Genomic DNA, 14,015 nt, shown 5'->3' on the forward strand with positions numbered 1-14,015 from the left:
TCAGTCGTCGAAGTCGCCGAACTCTTCGACGAGCTCGTAGCCGTCGAGGTCGGGCAGCGGTGCGTCGCCGAGGTCGTCGAAGCCGCCGTCGGCGGCTCCGGTGCCGCCCGCGGCGTCGGGGAACTGGACGTCGACGATCTCGGCGCCGGGAAAGCGCGCGAGGATCGCGGCGACGGTCGGATCGGCGCGGGCGTCGTCGACGAGGCGGCTCCTGGTCGCCTCGCGCGTCTCGGCGACCGTCGGCGCGCCGGTCTCGCCGGACACCGCGACGATCCAGCGCCGGTTCGTCCACAGCGACAGCTTGCGGCCGATCTCGCCGGCGAGGCCGGGGTTGGCGCCCGGCACCGGGTTGAACTCGATGCGGCCGTCCTCGAAACGGACGAGGCGGACGTGGCGCTCCAGCGCGAACTTGAGGCCGACGTCGCGGTTGCGCTCGGCGAGGCGGATCGCGTCCTCGAAGGAGGCGACCACGAGGGCGGCCGGCTCACGAGCTGGCAGCGCGCGCGCCGTCGGCCGCGGCGACGAGGCGGCGAGCGTCGGCAGGACGCGGCCCTGCGCCTGCGCACCACCCCCGCCACTGCCCCCACCGCCGGCGGAGGGCCCGGGACCGGGCTGCGGCGCGCCGAGACCGTCGCGCAGCTGCCGGATCGCCTCGTCGGGGGTCGGCAGGTCGGCGGCGTAGGCTAGGCGGACCAGCACCATCTCGGCGGCCGGCAGCGGCCGCGGGGCGGTCTGCACCTCGGCGAGGCCCTTGAGGAGGATCTGCCAGGCCCGCGACAGCACGCGCACCGACAGGCCTTCGGCGAAGGCGCGGCCGCGCACGCGCTCGGCCTCGGTCAGCGCCGGGTCGTCGGCGCTGGAGGGAACGTGGCGGATGCGGGTGACGAGGTGGACGAAGGCGGCGAGATCGCTCAGCACCACCGCCGGATCGGCGCCGACGTCGTATTGCTCGGAGAGTTCGCGCAGCGCCGCGGCGACGTCGCCCTTCATCACCGCCTCGAACAGGTCGATCACCCGTTCGCGGTCGGCGAGGCCGAGCATGGAGCGCACCGTCTCCGGCGTGACGCCGTCGTCGCCACCGTAGGCGATCGCCTGATCGAGGATGGTGAGACCGTCGCGCACCGAACCTTCGGCGGCGCGGGCGACGAGGGCGATCGCCTCGGGGGCGACCTCGACCTTCTCCGCCGCGGCGACGCGGGCGAGATGGGCCTGCAGCACGGAGGCCTCGATGCGGCGCAGGTCGAAGCGCTGGCAGCGCGACAGCACCGTGATCGGCACCTTGCGGATCTCGGTGGTCGCGAACACGAACTTGACGTGCTCGGGCGGCTCCTCGAGCGTCTTCAGGAGCGCGTTGAACGCCGCCGCCGAGAGCATGTGCACCTCGTCGACGATGTAGACCTTGTAGCGCGCCGACACCGGCTTGTAGCGGGCCGCCTCGATGACCTCGCGGACGTCGTTGACGGAGGTGTGCGAGGCCGCGTCCATCTCGATGACGTCGACGTGCCGGCCCTCCATGATGGCGCGGCAGTGCACGCCCTCCTCGGAAAGGTCGACCGACGGACCGCCGGCGCGGCCGGGGAGCTCGTAGTTGAGGGCGCGGGCGAGGATGCGGGCGGTGGTGGTCTTGCCGACGCCGCGCACGCCGGTCAGCATCCACGCCTGGGCGACGCGGCCGGTCTCGAAGGCGTTGCGCAGGGTCTGGACCATCGGCCCGTGGCCGATCAGGTCGGCGAAGCTCTGCGGGCGGTACTTGCGCGCCAGCACGCGGTAGCCGCCGGCGGCGGGCTTCGGCTCGGCGCCGGGCGTCTCGTCCGTCATTGGCAGTCGCCCCGCGGCTCGTCGTCCGCGGCCCGGGCGGACGCCGCCGGCGTCGGTCCGGAGCATCGGACGGGGGATCGTCGAGAAAAGGTGGGAGGCCGACTGATGACCCGCGCCGCGGCTCACCTGGGCTGCTTCCTTCCGGACCTGACCCGGTCGGCGAGTGGCACGTCCACCGCCAACCTCCCGGCGCCACATATCGGCGGGCCGGCGACAAAAAGCAAGTGCCGCGTCGCCGATCGCCGCGACCCGCCCTGCGATCGGCGCGATGGCGCCCTAGATGACGAGCGGAGCGGGCTTTCCGGCGCCGGCGCGACGCATTCGCGTTTGCAATCGGCCTGCGGGAATGGAACGCTCCGCAGCGGAGCAACGGCACGGAGGTCGACGTGGGCACGAGGACGGCGGGACGCTGGATCGGCGGGGCATTCGGGATTGTCGTCGGGCTCGCGGCGGTGCTGCAGGTCCCCTTTGCCGCCGCGGCGGACGAACCGGCGTGGCGCCACGCCACGGCGCTGACCGGGGAGCCGAAGTACCCGCCGGGCTTCGCCCACTTCGACTACGTGAACCCCGACGCGCCGAAAGGCGGCACGGTCCGCCTCGGCACCTACGGCAGCTTCGACAACACCAACGTCTACAACGCGCTGAAGGGCGATCCGGCGCCGGGCGTGTCGCTGGTCTACGAGGACTTGATGTCGCCCTCGCTCGACGAGCTCGACATCTCCGCCGCCTACGGCCACCTCGCAGACGCGCTGCGCTTCCCGGACGACTATTCCTGGGTCGAATACCGCCTCGATGCCGACGCCCGCTGGCAGGACGGCGAGCCGGTCACCGCCGAGGACGTGGTCTGGAGCCTGTCCGCGCTCAAGGAGATCAACCCGCAGGTCGGCTACTACTTCTCCCACGTGGTCGACGCGAAGGCGGTCGACGCGCGGACGGTGCGCTTCACCTTCGACGCGCCCGGTAACCGCGAACTGCCGCACATCGTCGGCCAGCTCACCGTGCTGCCGAAGCACTGGTGGGAAGGCACCGACGCGGCGGGCCGCAAGCGCGACATCCGCTCGACCACGCTCGAGGCCCCGATGGGCTCGGGGCCCTACAAGGTCCGCTCGATCGATCCCGGCCGCAAGGTGGTGATGGAACGCGACCCGAACTACTGGGGCGCCAAGAAGCCCTTCGCGATCGGCCAGGACAATTTCGACGTCCTCGAGTTCGACAGCTACCTCGACACCACCGTGCTGCTCGAGGCCTTCAAGGCCGACAAGATCGACTTCCGCGCCGAGAACTCCGCCAAGGCCTGGGCGACCGCCTACGAGTTTCCGGCCAAGGCCGACGGCCGGGTCGTGCTCGAGACCTATCCGCGCAAGGCCTCCGGCGTGATGCAGGCCTTCGTGCCCAACCTCAGGCGCGCCAAATTCGCCGACCAGCGGGTCCGCCGCGCCCTCAATCTCGCCTTCGACTTCGAGACGATCAACCGCACGGTGTTCTTCGGCCAGTACAAGCGCGTCGCCAGCTACTTCGAGAACACCGAACTCGCCGCGCGCGGCCTGCCCTCGCCCGACGAACTGGCGATCCTCGAGCCGCTGCGCGGCGAGATCCCCGAGTCGGTCTTCACGACGGCCTATGCCAATCCCGTCGGCGGCTCGACCGAGAAGGCGCGCGACAACCTGCGCGAGGCGGTGCGGCTGTTCGGCGAGGCCGGCTGGACGTTCAAGGGCAACAAGCTGGTGAACGCGAAGGGCGAACCCTTCACCATCGAGTACCTGACCGACAACCCGGGCGACGAGCGCATCATGACCCCCTACGCCCAGGCGCTGCAGCGGATCGGCATCAAGGTCGACGTGCGCACGGTCGACAGCGCCCAGTACACCAACCGGGTCCGCAGCTTCGACTTCGACATGATCATGAACGTGTGGGGCGAATCGCTGTCGCCGGGCAACGAGCAGCGCCGCTTCTGGGGCTCGGCGGCGGCGAGGACCGAGGGTTCGGAGAACTACGCCGGCATCGCCGACCCCGCGATCGACAAGCTGATCGAGCGGGTGATCTTCACCAAGGACCGCGCCGACCTCGTCACCGCGACCCGGGCGCTCGACCGCGTCCTGCTCGCCCACGACTTCGTCATCCCGTGCTGGACGCTCGACTACGATCGCTACGCCTACTGGAACCGCTTCGACCGGCCGGCCAAGCTGCCCGAATACAGCTTCGGCTTCCCGACCGTGTGGTGGTGGAGCGCGGAGAAGGCCAAGGCGACCGGCGGCGGGGGCAACGGATGAGGCGGCGCACGATCGACCTCTCGGCCGGCGCGGTGTCGCGCCGGAGCGTCCTCGCCGGTCTCGGCGTCGCCGGGCTCGCCGCGGCGGCGTCGCTGCCGCCGTTCGGTCGGGCCCTCGCCGCCGCCGGACGCCGTCATGGCCTGTCGATCTTCGGCGACCTGAAGTACCCGGCCGACTTCACCCGGTTCGCCTACGCGAACCCGGACGCGCCCAAGGGCGGTCGGCTGCCCTTCACCGTGCCGAACTGGTACTTCAACCAGGACCCGCAGGGCTTCGACACGCTGAACGGCTTCGTGATCAAGGGCTCGGCGGCGCCCCGCGTCGAGCTCTGCTTCGACGCCCTGATGGTGCGCGCGCTCGACGAGCCCGACGCGGTCTACGGCCTCCTCGCCGAGGCGGTCGAGGTGTCGGAGGACGGCACCACCTACACCTTCCATCTCAGGCCCGACGCCCGCTTCCACGACGGCAGCGCCCTCACCGCCGAGGACGTCGCCTTCAGCTACAACCTCCTGAAGGCGAAGGGCCATCCCAATCTCGCCGACGGCCTGCGCGAGATGGCGAACGCCGAGGCGATCGACGCCGGGATCGTCGAACTGTCGTTCACCGGCCGGCAGAGCCTGTCGGCACCTTTGGAGGCGACCGGCTTCCCCGTGTTCTCCAAGGCCTGGTGGGACGGGCGCGACTTCGGCGCGGCGACGCTGGAGCCGATCCTCGGCTCCGGCCCCTACAAGGTCGGCCGGTTCGACCAGCACGCCTTCGTCGAATACGAACGCGTGCCGGACTGGTGGGCGAAGGACCTGCCGGTCTCCCGCGGCCAGTATAATTTCGACGTCGTCCGCGTCGAGTTCTACAAGGAGCGCCAAGCCGCCTTCGAAGCGTTCAAGAAGGGCGAGACGCTGCTGCGCGAGGAGTTCGTCTCCAAGACCTGGGCCACCGAATACGACTTCCCGGCGATCCGCGACGGCCGCGTGAAGCGCGAGGAGATCGCCGCCGAGGCCAACCCGTCGATGCAGGGCTGGTTCTTCAACCTGCGCCGCGGCAAGTTCGCCGACCCGCGCACCCGCGAGGCGATCGGCCTCGCCTTCGACTTCGAGTGGACCAACAAGAACCTGTTCTTCGGCGCCTACGCGCGGCAGACCTCGTTCTTCCAGAAGTCCGACTTCGCCGCCGACGGTCCGCCCTCGCCCGCCGAGGCCGTGCTGCTGGAGTCGTTCCGCGCCGACCTGCCGGCGGGCGTGTTCGGGCCGGCCGTGTCGCCGCCGGTCGCCGACGGTTCCGGACGCGACCGGACGCTGCTCCGCCGGGCCGCCGAGCTGCTCGCGGCCGCCGGATGGACGCGCGACGGCGAGGTGCTGCGCGATCGTGCCGGCGCGGCGCTGACGCTCGAGTTCCTGATCGAGTCCACCGTGTACGAACGGGTGCTGACGCCGTACGTGCGCAACCTGCGCTCGATCGGCGTCGACGCCTCGGTGCGGCTGGTCGACAGCTCGCAGTACCAGCGCCGCACCCAGGACTTCGACTTCGACGTGATCGGCCGTGCCTTCTCGATGTCGCCGACGCCGATCGAGAGCCTGGACGGCTTCTTCCACTCCCGCCTCGCAAACCAGCCGGGATCCTACAACGTCTCCGGCATCGCGGTCCCGGCGATCGACGCGCTGATCGCCCGCGCCGGGCAGGTGAAGCACCGCGGCGAGCTGGTCGACGTCGTCCGCGCGATCGACCGCGTGCTGCGCGCCCTTCATGTCTGGGTGCCGAACTGGTACTCCTCCACGCACCGCGTCGCGGTCTGGGACGTGTTCGGCCGGCCGGCCGAGAAGCCCGCCTACGGCTTCCCGGTCGAGAGCACGTGGTGGATCGACGCGGACAAGGCCGCCGCGCTCGGCAAGGGCGGCTGAGCCGGCGCGGACATCGGACGGACGGCCGCCGGAGCGGCCGGGGATAAGGACGCCGCCCGCGGCAGCGAAGGGGAACGACGACACCAGATGGGCGCCTACATCCTACGCCGCCTCCTCTTGATGATCCCGACGCTGATCGGGATCATGGCCGTAAACTTCGCCGTCATCCAGTTCGCGCCGGGCGGTCCGGTCGAGCAGGTGATCGCCAAGCTGCAGGGCACCGACGTCTCGGCCACCGAGCGCTTCTCCGGCGGCGGCAACGACTTCGGCAGCCAGCAGGCCGGTGCCGACAGCGCCGGCGGCGACGCCGGGCTGTCCTCGAAGTACCGCGGCGCCCAAGGGCTCGACCCGGAGTTCATCGCGCAGCTCGAGAAGGAATTCGGCTTCGACAAGCCGCCGCTCGAGCGCTTCCTGACCATGCTGTGGAATTACGCCCGCTTCGACTTCGGCAACAGCTACTTCCGCGACATCCCCGTGGTCGACCTCGTGCTCGAGAAGATGCCCGTCTCGATCTCGCTCGGGCTGTGGATGACGCTGATCTCCTACCTCGTCTCGATCCCGCTCGGGATCGGCAAGGCGGTCCGCGACGGCTCTCGCTTCGACGTCTGGACCTCGGCGGTGATCGTGGTCGGCTACGCCATCCCGAGCTTCCTGTTCGCGATCCTCCTGATCGTGCTGTTCGCCGGCGGCAACTTCTTCGACTGGTTCCCGCTGCGCGGGCTGTGGTCGGAGCGCTACGGCGGAACGCCGTTCTGGAGCTGGATCACCGACCCGGTCGCGCTCGCCGACTACTTCTGGCACCTCGCGCTGCCACTGACCGCCATGGCGGTGTCGGCCTTCGCGACCACGACGCTGCTGGTCAAGAACTCCTTCCTCGACGAGATCCGCAAGCAATACGTGCTGACGGCGCGGATGAAGGGCCTGACCGAGCGGGCGATCCTCTACCGCCACGTCTTCCGCAACGCGATGCTGATCGTGATCGCCGGCTTTCCGGGCGCCTTCATCGGCGTCTTCATCACCGGCTCGCTGTTGATCGAGACGATCTTCTCGCTCGACGGTCTCGGCCTGCTCGGCTACCGCAGCGCGATCGACCGCGACTATGCGGTGGTGTTCGCCACGCTCTACATCTTCTCGCTCATCGGCCTCGTGGTGACGCTGATCTCCGACCTGACCTACACCCTGATCGATCCCCGGATCGACTTCGACAGCCGCGAGGTCTGACGCTTGGCCGCCGTCGCTCCCGCCATCGCCGCCCCGGTCCAGAAGGGCTGGCTGTCGCCGCTCAACCGGCGCCGCTTCGCCAACTTCCGCGCCAACCGGCGCGGCTGGTGGTCGTTCTGGATCTTCATGACGCTGTTCGTGGTCTCGCTCGGCTCCGAGCTGATCGCCAACGACCGGCCGATCGTGGCGTCCTACAAGGGCGAGATCCTGTTCCCGATCCTGAAGGACTATCCGGAGGAAAAGTTCGGCGGCTTCCTCGCAACCACCGACTTCCGCGACCCCTTCATTCAGGAGGAGGTGCTGAAAAACGGCTGGATGGTGTGGCCGCCGATCCGCTATTCCTACGGCACTGTCAACAACGAGATCCCGACGCCCGCACCCTCGCCGCCCGCCCTCGGGCTCGACCGCGCGACGCTGTGCTCGGCCTATCCGGCCGGGGTCGACGACCGCAACTGCGTCGCCGGCAACTTCAACTGGCTCGGCACCGACGACCAGGGCCGCGACCTGATCGCGCGGCTGCTCTACGGCTTCCGGATCTCGGTGCTGTTCGGCCTGCTGCTGGCCGGCATCTCGTCGGTGGTCGGCGTCGCCGCCGGCGCGGTGCAAGGCTATTTCGGCGGCTGGCTCGATCTGACGATGCAGCGCTTCATCGAGATCTGGTCGTCGATGCCGACGCTCTACCTGATCATCATCCTGTCGTCGGTGCTGGCGCCGTCCTTCCTGATCCTGCTCGGCATCCTGCTCGCCTTCTCCTGGGTGGCGCTGGTCGGCGTCGTGCGCGCCGAGTTCCTGCGGGCGCGCAACTTCGAATACGTCACCGCCGCGCGCGCCCTCGGGGTGCCGAACCGCACCATCATGATCCGCCACCTCCTGCCCAACGCCATGGTGGCGACGCTGACCTTCCTGCCGTTCATCCTGAGCTCGTCGATCACGACGCTGACCTCGCTCGACTTCCTCGGCTTCGGGCTGCCGCCGGGGTCGCCCTCGCTCGGCGAACTGCTCGCCCAGGGCAAAGCCAACCTGCAGGCGCCCTGGCTCGGCCTGACCGGCTTCTTCGTGATCGCGACCATGCTAAGCTTGCTGGTCTTCGTCGGCGAGGCGGTGCGCGACGCCTTCGACCCGCGCAAGACGTTCCGGTGAGGATGCGGCCATGGACAAGGTGGTGATCCGGCGGATCATGGCGACCGAACTGCCGGCCGAGGTGCGCGGCGACATCGCCGGCGACCACCCGGTCGAAGTGACGGTGCGCGACCTCCGGGCAACCGCCGAGGACGGGCTGGCCGGCCATTTCTCCCGCCATTTCGCCGCGGTCCGGAACCACTTCCCGACGGCCGACAGCATCGTCGCCCACGTCCGGCACGTCCGCGACGGCGAGGATTGACGGGTGCCCGACCGGATCGTCCATCTCGACACCAACGTCTTCATCGCGGCTTTCGAGACCGCGGACGGTCCCGGCTACGCCGCGCGCCGCCTGCTCACCGCGGCGGAGAACGCCCGCCTGCGCATCGTCACCAGCGAACTCACACTGTCGGAAGTCCTGGTCGGACCGCTGCGGCGCGGCGACGACGCGCTGGCGGCGCTCTACCGGAGCATCCTGGTGTCCCGCGAGGGCTTCGCCGTCGCACCGATCGACCGGGCCGTCCTCGAAGCCGCGGCGCAGCTGCGGGCCGGGCACGGCACCCTGCGGCTACCCGACGCGATCCACCGCGCCACCGCCGACCTCTCCACCTGTACCGCCGTCGCCACGGCCGATCTGCGCCTGCCGCTCGCCGCGGGGCAACGGCGCATCGACCTCGACGACGCTGCCGTTACGGCCTTCCTGGATCCGCCGCCATGACCACGCCCCTCCTCTCCGTGCAGGATCTCTCCGTCGCCTTCCGCCAGGACGGGCGGGAGACGCTCGCCGTCGATCGCGTGTCCTTCGAGATCGCCGCCGGCGAGACGCTGGCGATCGTCGGCGAGTCCGGGTCGGGCAAGTCGGTGTCGGCGCTGTCGGTGGTGAAGCTGCTGCCCTATCCCGCCGCGCACCACCCGTCCGGTCGCGTGCTGTTCAAGGGCCGCGACCTCCTCGCCGCCGACGACGCGGCGCTGCGCAAGGTGCGCGGCAACGAGATCACCATGGTGTTCCAGGAACCCATGACCTCGCTCAACCCGTTGCACACGATCGAGCGCCAGATCGGCGAGATCCTGAAGCTGCACAAGGGCCTCGGCGACACGGCGGCGCGGGCGCGCACGATCGAGCTCCTGACCGAGGTCGGCATTGTCGATCCCGAGAGCCGGCTCGGCGCCTATCCGCACCAGCTCTCCGGCGGCCAGCGCCAGCGCGTGATGATCGCGATGGCGCTCGCCAACGAACCGGACCTCCTGATCGCCGACGAGCCGACCACGGCCCTCGACGTCACCGTGCAGGCGCAGATCCTCAAGCTGCTTAAGGACCTGCAGGCCCGCCACGGCATGGCGATCCTGTTCATCACCCACGACCTCGGCATCGTCGAGCGCTTCGCCGACCGGGTCTGCGTGATGACGGGGGGACGCGTCGTCGAGGCCGGCCCGACCCGGGACGTCTTCGCCGCGCCGAAGCACGACTACACCCGCCACCTGCTCGCCGCCGCCCCGCGCGGCGAGCCGCCGGCGGCCGACGCGACGGCGCCCGTCGTCATGGCGGCCGACGATCTCAAGGTGTGGTTCCCGATCCGGCGCGGGCTGATGCGGCGGACCGTCGGACACGTCAAGGCGGTCGACGGCATCTCGGTGGCGGTGCGCGCCGGCCAGACGCTCGGCATCGTCGGCGAATCCGGCTCGGGCAAGACCACGCTCGGCCTCGCGCTCTTGCGCCTGATCGGCAGCCGCGGCCGGATCGCCTTCCTCGGCAGGCCGATCGACGGGCTGAAGTCGGCGGAGATGCGCCCGCTCCGCCGCGACATCCAGGTGGTGTTCCAGGATCCGTTCGGCTCGCTCAGCCCGCGCATGTCGGTCGCCGACATCGTCGGCGAGGGGCTCGAGATCCACGCCCGTGACGTGACGGCGGCCGAGCGCGAGCGGCGGGTCGTCGCCGCCCTCGAGGAGGTCGGCCTCGACCCGGCCGTCCGCTTCCGCTACCCGCACGAATTCTCCGGCGGCCAGCGCCAGCGCATCGCCATCGCCCGGGCGATGGTGCTTAGCCCGAAGTTCGTGATGCTGGACGAGCCGACCTCGGCGCTCGACATGAGTGTGCAGGCCCAGGTGGTCGACCTCCTGCGCGCCCTGCAGGAGAAGCACGGCCTCGCCTATCTCTTCATCTCGCACGACCTCAAGGTGGTGAAGGCGCTCGCCAACGATCTCGTCGTCATGCGCGCCGGCAAGGTGGTCGAGGCCGGCCCGGCCGCCGAGGTGTTCGCGGCGCCGCGCGAGGCCTACACCCGCGCCCTGCTCGCCGCCGCCTTCCGCCTCGAGGCCGACGGCCGCGGCGTTGCGACCGGCTGATCGCCCGCGCGAAATCCCCCTCGGACGGCGGTTGACGCCGGGTCCGGCGCCCTGTTCATCTCCGCGCCGGGACGGAGGGCAGGCGATGGCGCGCGATCGGTTCACGGAAGTCACGTCGGTGTCGTGGTTCGGCCGGCTGAAGCGGTCGGTCGGCGGGGTGGTGTTCGGGCTGCTGCTGCTGGTCGTCGCCACGATCGGCCTGTTCTGGAACGAGGGCCGCGCGGTGACGACGGCGCGCTCGCTCGCCGAGGGCAAGGGCCTCGTGGTCTCGGTCGACGCCGGCACGATCGACCGCGCGAACGAGGGCCGGCTGGTCCACGTCGCAGCGCCGGTGACCCTCGACGGCGAGGTCGCCGACGACGTCTTCCCGGTCCGGGCCGCCGCGATCCGGCTGGTGCGCCGGGTCGAGATGTACCAGTGGCGCCAGAGTTCGCAGTCGGAGACGCGCAAGACCCTCGGCGGCGGCGAGGAGACGGTCACCACCTACAGCTACGACAAGGTCTGGCAGGAGGGGCGGATCGATTCCTCCGACTTCCGCGAGCCATCCGGCCACGACAACCCATCGCTGCCGGTGGAGAGCCGCACCGTCTCGGCCGCGAGCGCCCGGCTCGGCGCCTTCCGGATCGACGAGGGCGTGCTCGACCAGGTCGGCAGCGAACGCCCGCTCGCCGTCGACGCGGCCCGCGCCGACGACTTCGCCGCCGCACTCGGCGACGGCCGCCGCGCCCGAGTCGTCGGCGGCGAGGTCCGGATCGGCACCGATCCGGACCGGCCCGCGGTCGGCGACCTCAGGATCCGCTTCGCCACGGTGCCGCCGGGACCCGTCAGCGCGATCGGGCGGCAGACCGGCGACGGCCTTTCCGCCTACCAGACCGAGAGCGGCGACGCGCTCCTGATGGCCGAGGACGGCACCGTGGCCGCCGACGTGATGTTCGCCCACGCCGAGAGCGCCAACACCACCCTGACCTGGGTGATCCGCCTCGTCGGCGTGCTGGCGACCTGGATCGGCTTCGCGCTGGTGCTCGGGCCGCTGTCGGTGGTGTTCGACGTGATCCCCTTCCTCGGCTCGCTGGTCGGCTTCGGCACCGGGCTGGTGGCGGCCGTGCTGACGGCGGTGACGGCGCCGGTGGTGATCGCGGTGGCGTGGTTCTGGTACCGGCCGCTGGTGTCGCTGGCCGTGCTCGCGGTCGCGGGTCTGCTGGTCGCGTTCCTGATGTGGCGCGGCCGGGCCCGGGCCGCGACGGCGACCTGATGCCGAGCCCGCGAAGGTCCGGCCTCCGGTCCGAGCCTTGCGAGCGAGGAGCGCCCGACCGGGCGCCGGCCGTACGGCCGAAACCTCTCGACCTCGACAACCGGCGCGATCCGTGCGATCGGGAACGACCATGTCCGCACCCTTCCTCGTCAAGATCTGCGGCCTCTCGACGCCCGCCTCTATCGACGCCGCCGTCGACGCCGGCGCCGACATGATCGGCCTCGTCCACTTCGCCCGCAGCCCGCGCCACGTCGACGCCGACGCCGCGGCGCGGCTGGCCGACCACGCCCGCGGCCGTGCCGCGGTGGTGCTGCTGACGGTGGACGCCGACGACGCCCTCCTCGACGCCCTGGTGGCGCGGATCCGCCCCGACGTGGTGCAGTTGCACGGCCGCGAGGACGTCGCGCGGGTCGCGGCGGTGCGGGCGCGCACCCGCCTGAAGGTCGCCAAGGCGCTCGGCATCGCCTCGGCCGACGACGTCGACCGCGCCCGCGACCACGACCGCGGCAGTGCCGACTACCTGCTGTTCGACGCCAAGCCGCCGAAGGACGCGACGCGGCCGGGCGGGCTCGGCGCGCCGTTCGACTGGGACCTCCTCGCCGGCGCCGCCTTCGCCACGCCCGTCTTGCTTTCGGGGGGGCTCGGCCCTACCAACGTCGGCGAGGCGGTGCGACGGACGCGGCCGGCGGGCGTCGACGTCTCCTCGGGGGTGGAGAGCGCCCCCGGCGTCAAGGACGACGCCAAGATCCGCGCCTTCGTCGCGGCCGCGCGCGCGGCGGCGGCGGAGATCGCGCCACCGGAGGACGCCGCCCGCGGGGCGGCCGACGCGTCGACGAGGCAGACGAGGCAGAGATGACGGACAGCCCGAAGCCGAACTCCTTCCGCACCGGCCCCGACGAGCGCGGCCATTTCGGCATCTTCGGCGGCCGCTACGTCGCCGAGACGCTGATGCCGCTGGTGCTGGAGCTCGACGCCGCCTACGAGGCCGCCAAGAAGGATCCCGCCTTCCAGGCCGAGCTCGACGGGCTCAACGCCACCTATACCGGCCGACCCTCGCCGCTCTATTTCGCCGAGCGGCTGACAGCCCATCTCGGCGGCGCGAAGATCTACTTCAAGCGCGACGAGCTGAACCACACCGGCAGCCACAAGATCAACAACTGCCTCGGCCAGATCCTGCTCGCCCGCCGCATGGGCAAGACGCGCATCATCGCCGAGACCGGCGCGGGCCAGCACGGGGTCGCCTCGGCCACGGTGTGCGCGCGCTTCGGCTACCCCTGCGAAGTCTACATGGGGGCGACCGACGTGCAGCGTCAGGCGCCCAACGTGTTCCGCATGAAGCTGCTCGGCGCCGAGGTGCACCCGGTGACCGCCGGCCACGGCACCCTCAAGGACGCCATGAACGAGGCGCTCCGCGACTGGGTCACCAACGTCGAGACCACCTATTACCTGATCGGCACCGCCGCCGGTCCGCATCCCTACCCGACGCTGGTGCGCGACTTCCAGTCGGTGATCGGCAAGGAGGCGCGGTCGCAGATCCTCGAGGTCGAGGGCCGGCTGCCGGACCTGATCGTCGCCGCCGTCGGCGGCGGCTCCAACGCCATCGGCCTGTTCCACCCCTTCCTCGACGACGCCTCGGTGCAGATCGTCGGCGTCGAGGCGGGCGGGCACGGGCTCGACGTCTACAACGGCCACGCCGCCTCGCTCACCGGCGGCCGCCCGGGCGTGCTGCACGGCAACCGCACCTATCTGCTGCAGGACGCCGACGGCCAGATCCTCGAGGGCCACTCGATCTCGGCCGGTCTCGATTACCCGGGCATCGGTCCGGAGCATTCCTGGCTCAAGGACCAGGGCCGCGTCGAGTACGTGCCGATCACCGACGCCGAGACCATGGAGGCGTTCCAGCTCCTGACCCGGCTCGAGGGCATCATTCCGGCGCTCGAGCCGGCGCACGCCCTCGCCGAGGTGATCAAGCGGGCGCCGACCATGGACAAGGACCAGATCGTCGTCATGAACCTCTGCGGCCGCGGCGACAAGGACGTCTTCACCGTCGGCAAGCTGCTCGGCTTCGACCTGTGAGCGGCCACCCGCGCGTGCTAT

At 70.9% G+C, this 14,015-nt stretch carries 11 protein-coding genes and 1 other RNA gene; 10 read left to right on the forward strand and 2 right to left on the reverse strand.

Annotated features, from left to right (window positions below; translation table 11 throughout):
* Positions 1 to 1,818: a DNA polymerase III subunit gamma/tau gene (locus EDD54_RS14400; protein WP_208112204.1), complete on the reverse strand. Its 1,818-nt coding sequence runs from the start codon at positions 1,816 to 1,818 to the stop codon at positions 1 to 3.
* A 90-nt stretch (positions 1,819 to 1,908) separates the two neighbouring features.
* Positions 1,909 to 2,005: signal recognition particle sRNA small type (gene ffs / locus EDD54_RS14405), an RNA gene on the reverse strand.
* 199 nt (positions 2,006 to 2,204) lie between these two features.
* Between ffs and EDD54_RS14410 the strand changes: the two genes are divergently transcribed.
* The 10 genes from EDD54_RS14410 (at position 2,205) to trpB (ending at position 13,994) form a co-directional block, all read left to right on the forward strand.
* The gene (locus EDD54_RS14410) at positions 2,205 to 4,088 is read left to right on the forward strand and encodes an extracellular solute-binding protein (protein WP_126540306.1); all 1,884 of its coding nucleotides are present in this window, start codon (positions 2,205 to 2,207) and stop codon (positions 4,086 to 4,088) included.
* Entirely contained in the window at positions 4,085 to 5,983 is a 1,899-nt protein-coding gene (locus EDD54_RS14415) for an extracellular solute-binding protein (protein ID WP_126540307.1), read from the forward strand. The genes EDD54_RS14410 and EDD54_RS14415 overlap by 4 nt, the downstream gene beginning before the upstream one ends.
* Before the next feature lie 87 nt (positions 5,984 to 6,070).
* On the forward strand, positions 6,071 to 7,204 hold the full coding sequence (locus tag EDD54_RS14420) for a microcin C ABC transporter permease YejB (protein ID WP_126540308.1): 1,134 nt from the start codon (positions 6,071 to 6,073) through the stop codon (positions 7,202 to 7,204).
* Positions 7,205 to 7,207: 3 nt separating this feature from the next.
* Positions 7,208 to 8,344 (forward strand): ABC transporter permease, encoded by a 1,137-nt coding sequence (locus EDD54_RS14425; RefSeq protein WP_126540309.1) that lies wholly within the window; start codon positions 7,208 to 7,210, stop codon positions 8,342 to 8,344.
* A 10-nt stretch (positions 8,345 to 8,354) separates the two neighbouring features.
* Positions 8,355 to 8,585 carry a hypothetical protein gene (locus tag EDD54_RS14430; protein ID WP_126540310.1) on the forward strand — a complete coding sequence of 77 codons (231 nt, stop codon included), beginning with the start codon at positions 8,355 to 8,357 and terminating at the stop codon, positions 8,583 to 8,585.
* 3 nt (positions 8,586 to 8,588) lie between these two features.
* Positions 8,589 to 9,041 (forward strand): type II toxin-antitoxin system VapC family toxin, encoded by a 453-nt coding sequence (locus EDD54_RS14435; protein ID WP_126540311.1) that lies wholly within the window; start codon positions 8,589 to 8,591, stop codon positions 9,039 to 9,041.
* Positions 9,038 to 10,666: an ABC transporter ATP-binding protein gene (locus EDD54_RS14440; protein ID WP_126540312.1), complete on the forward strand. Its 1,629-nt coding sequence runs from the start codon at positions 9,038 to 9,040 to the stop codon at positions 10,664 to 10,666. The genes EDD54_RS14435 and EDD54_RS14440 overlap by 4 nt, the downstream gene beginning before the upstream one ends.
* 85 nt (positions 10,667 to 10,751) lie before the next feature.
* Positions 10,752 to 11,918: a TMEM43 family protein gene (locus tag EDD54_RS14445; protein WP_126540313.1), complete on the forward strand. Its 1,167-nt coding sequence runs from the start codon at positions 10,752 to 10,754 to the stop codon at positions 11,916 to 11,918.
* A gap of 130 nt (positions 11,919 to 12,048) precedes the next feature.
* On the forward strand, positions 12,049 to 12,774 hold the full coding sequence (locus EDD54_RS14450) for a phosphoribosylanthranilate isomerase (RefSeq protein WP_126540314.1): 726 nt from the start codon (positions 12,049 to 12,051) through the stop codon (positions 12,772 to 12,774).
* Positions 12,771 to 13,994: a tryptophan synthase subunit beta gene (gene trpB, locus EDD54_RS14455; protein ID WP_126540315.1), complete on the forward strand. Its 1,224-nt coding sequence runs from the start codon at positions 12,771 to 12,773 to the stop codon at positions 13,992 to 13,994. The genes EDD54_RS14450 and trpB overlap by 4 nt, the downstream gene beginning before the upstream one ends.
* The last annotated feature ends 21 nt before the right edge of the window (positions 13,995 to 14,015 follow it).

The organism is Oharaeibacter diazotrophicus (assembly GCF_004362745.1).
In the GTDB taxonomy this organism is placed as follows: domain Bacteria; phylum Pseudomonadota; class Alphaproteobacteria; order Rhizobiales; family Pleomorphomonadaceae; genus Oharaeibacter; species Oharaeibacter diazotrophicus.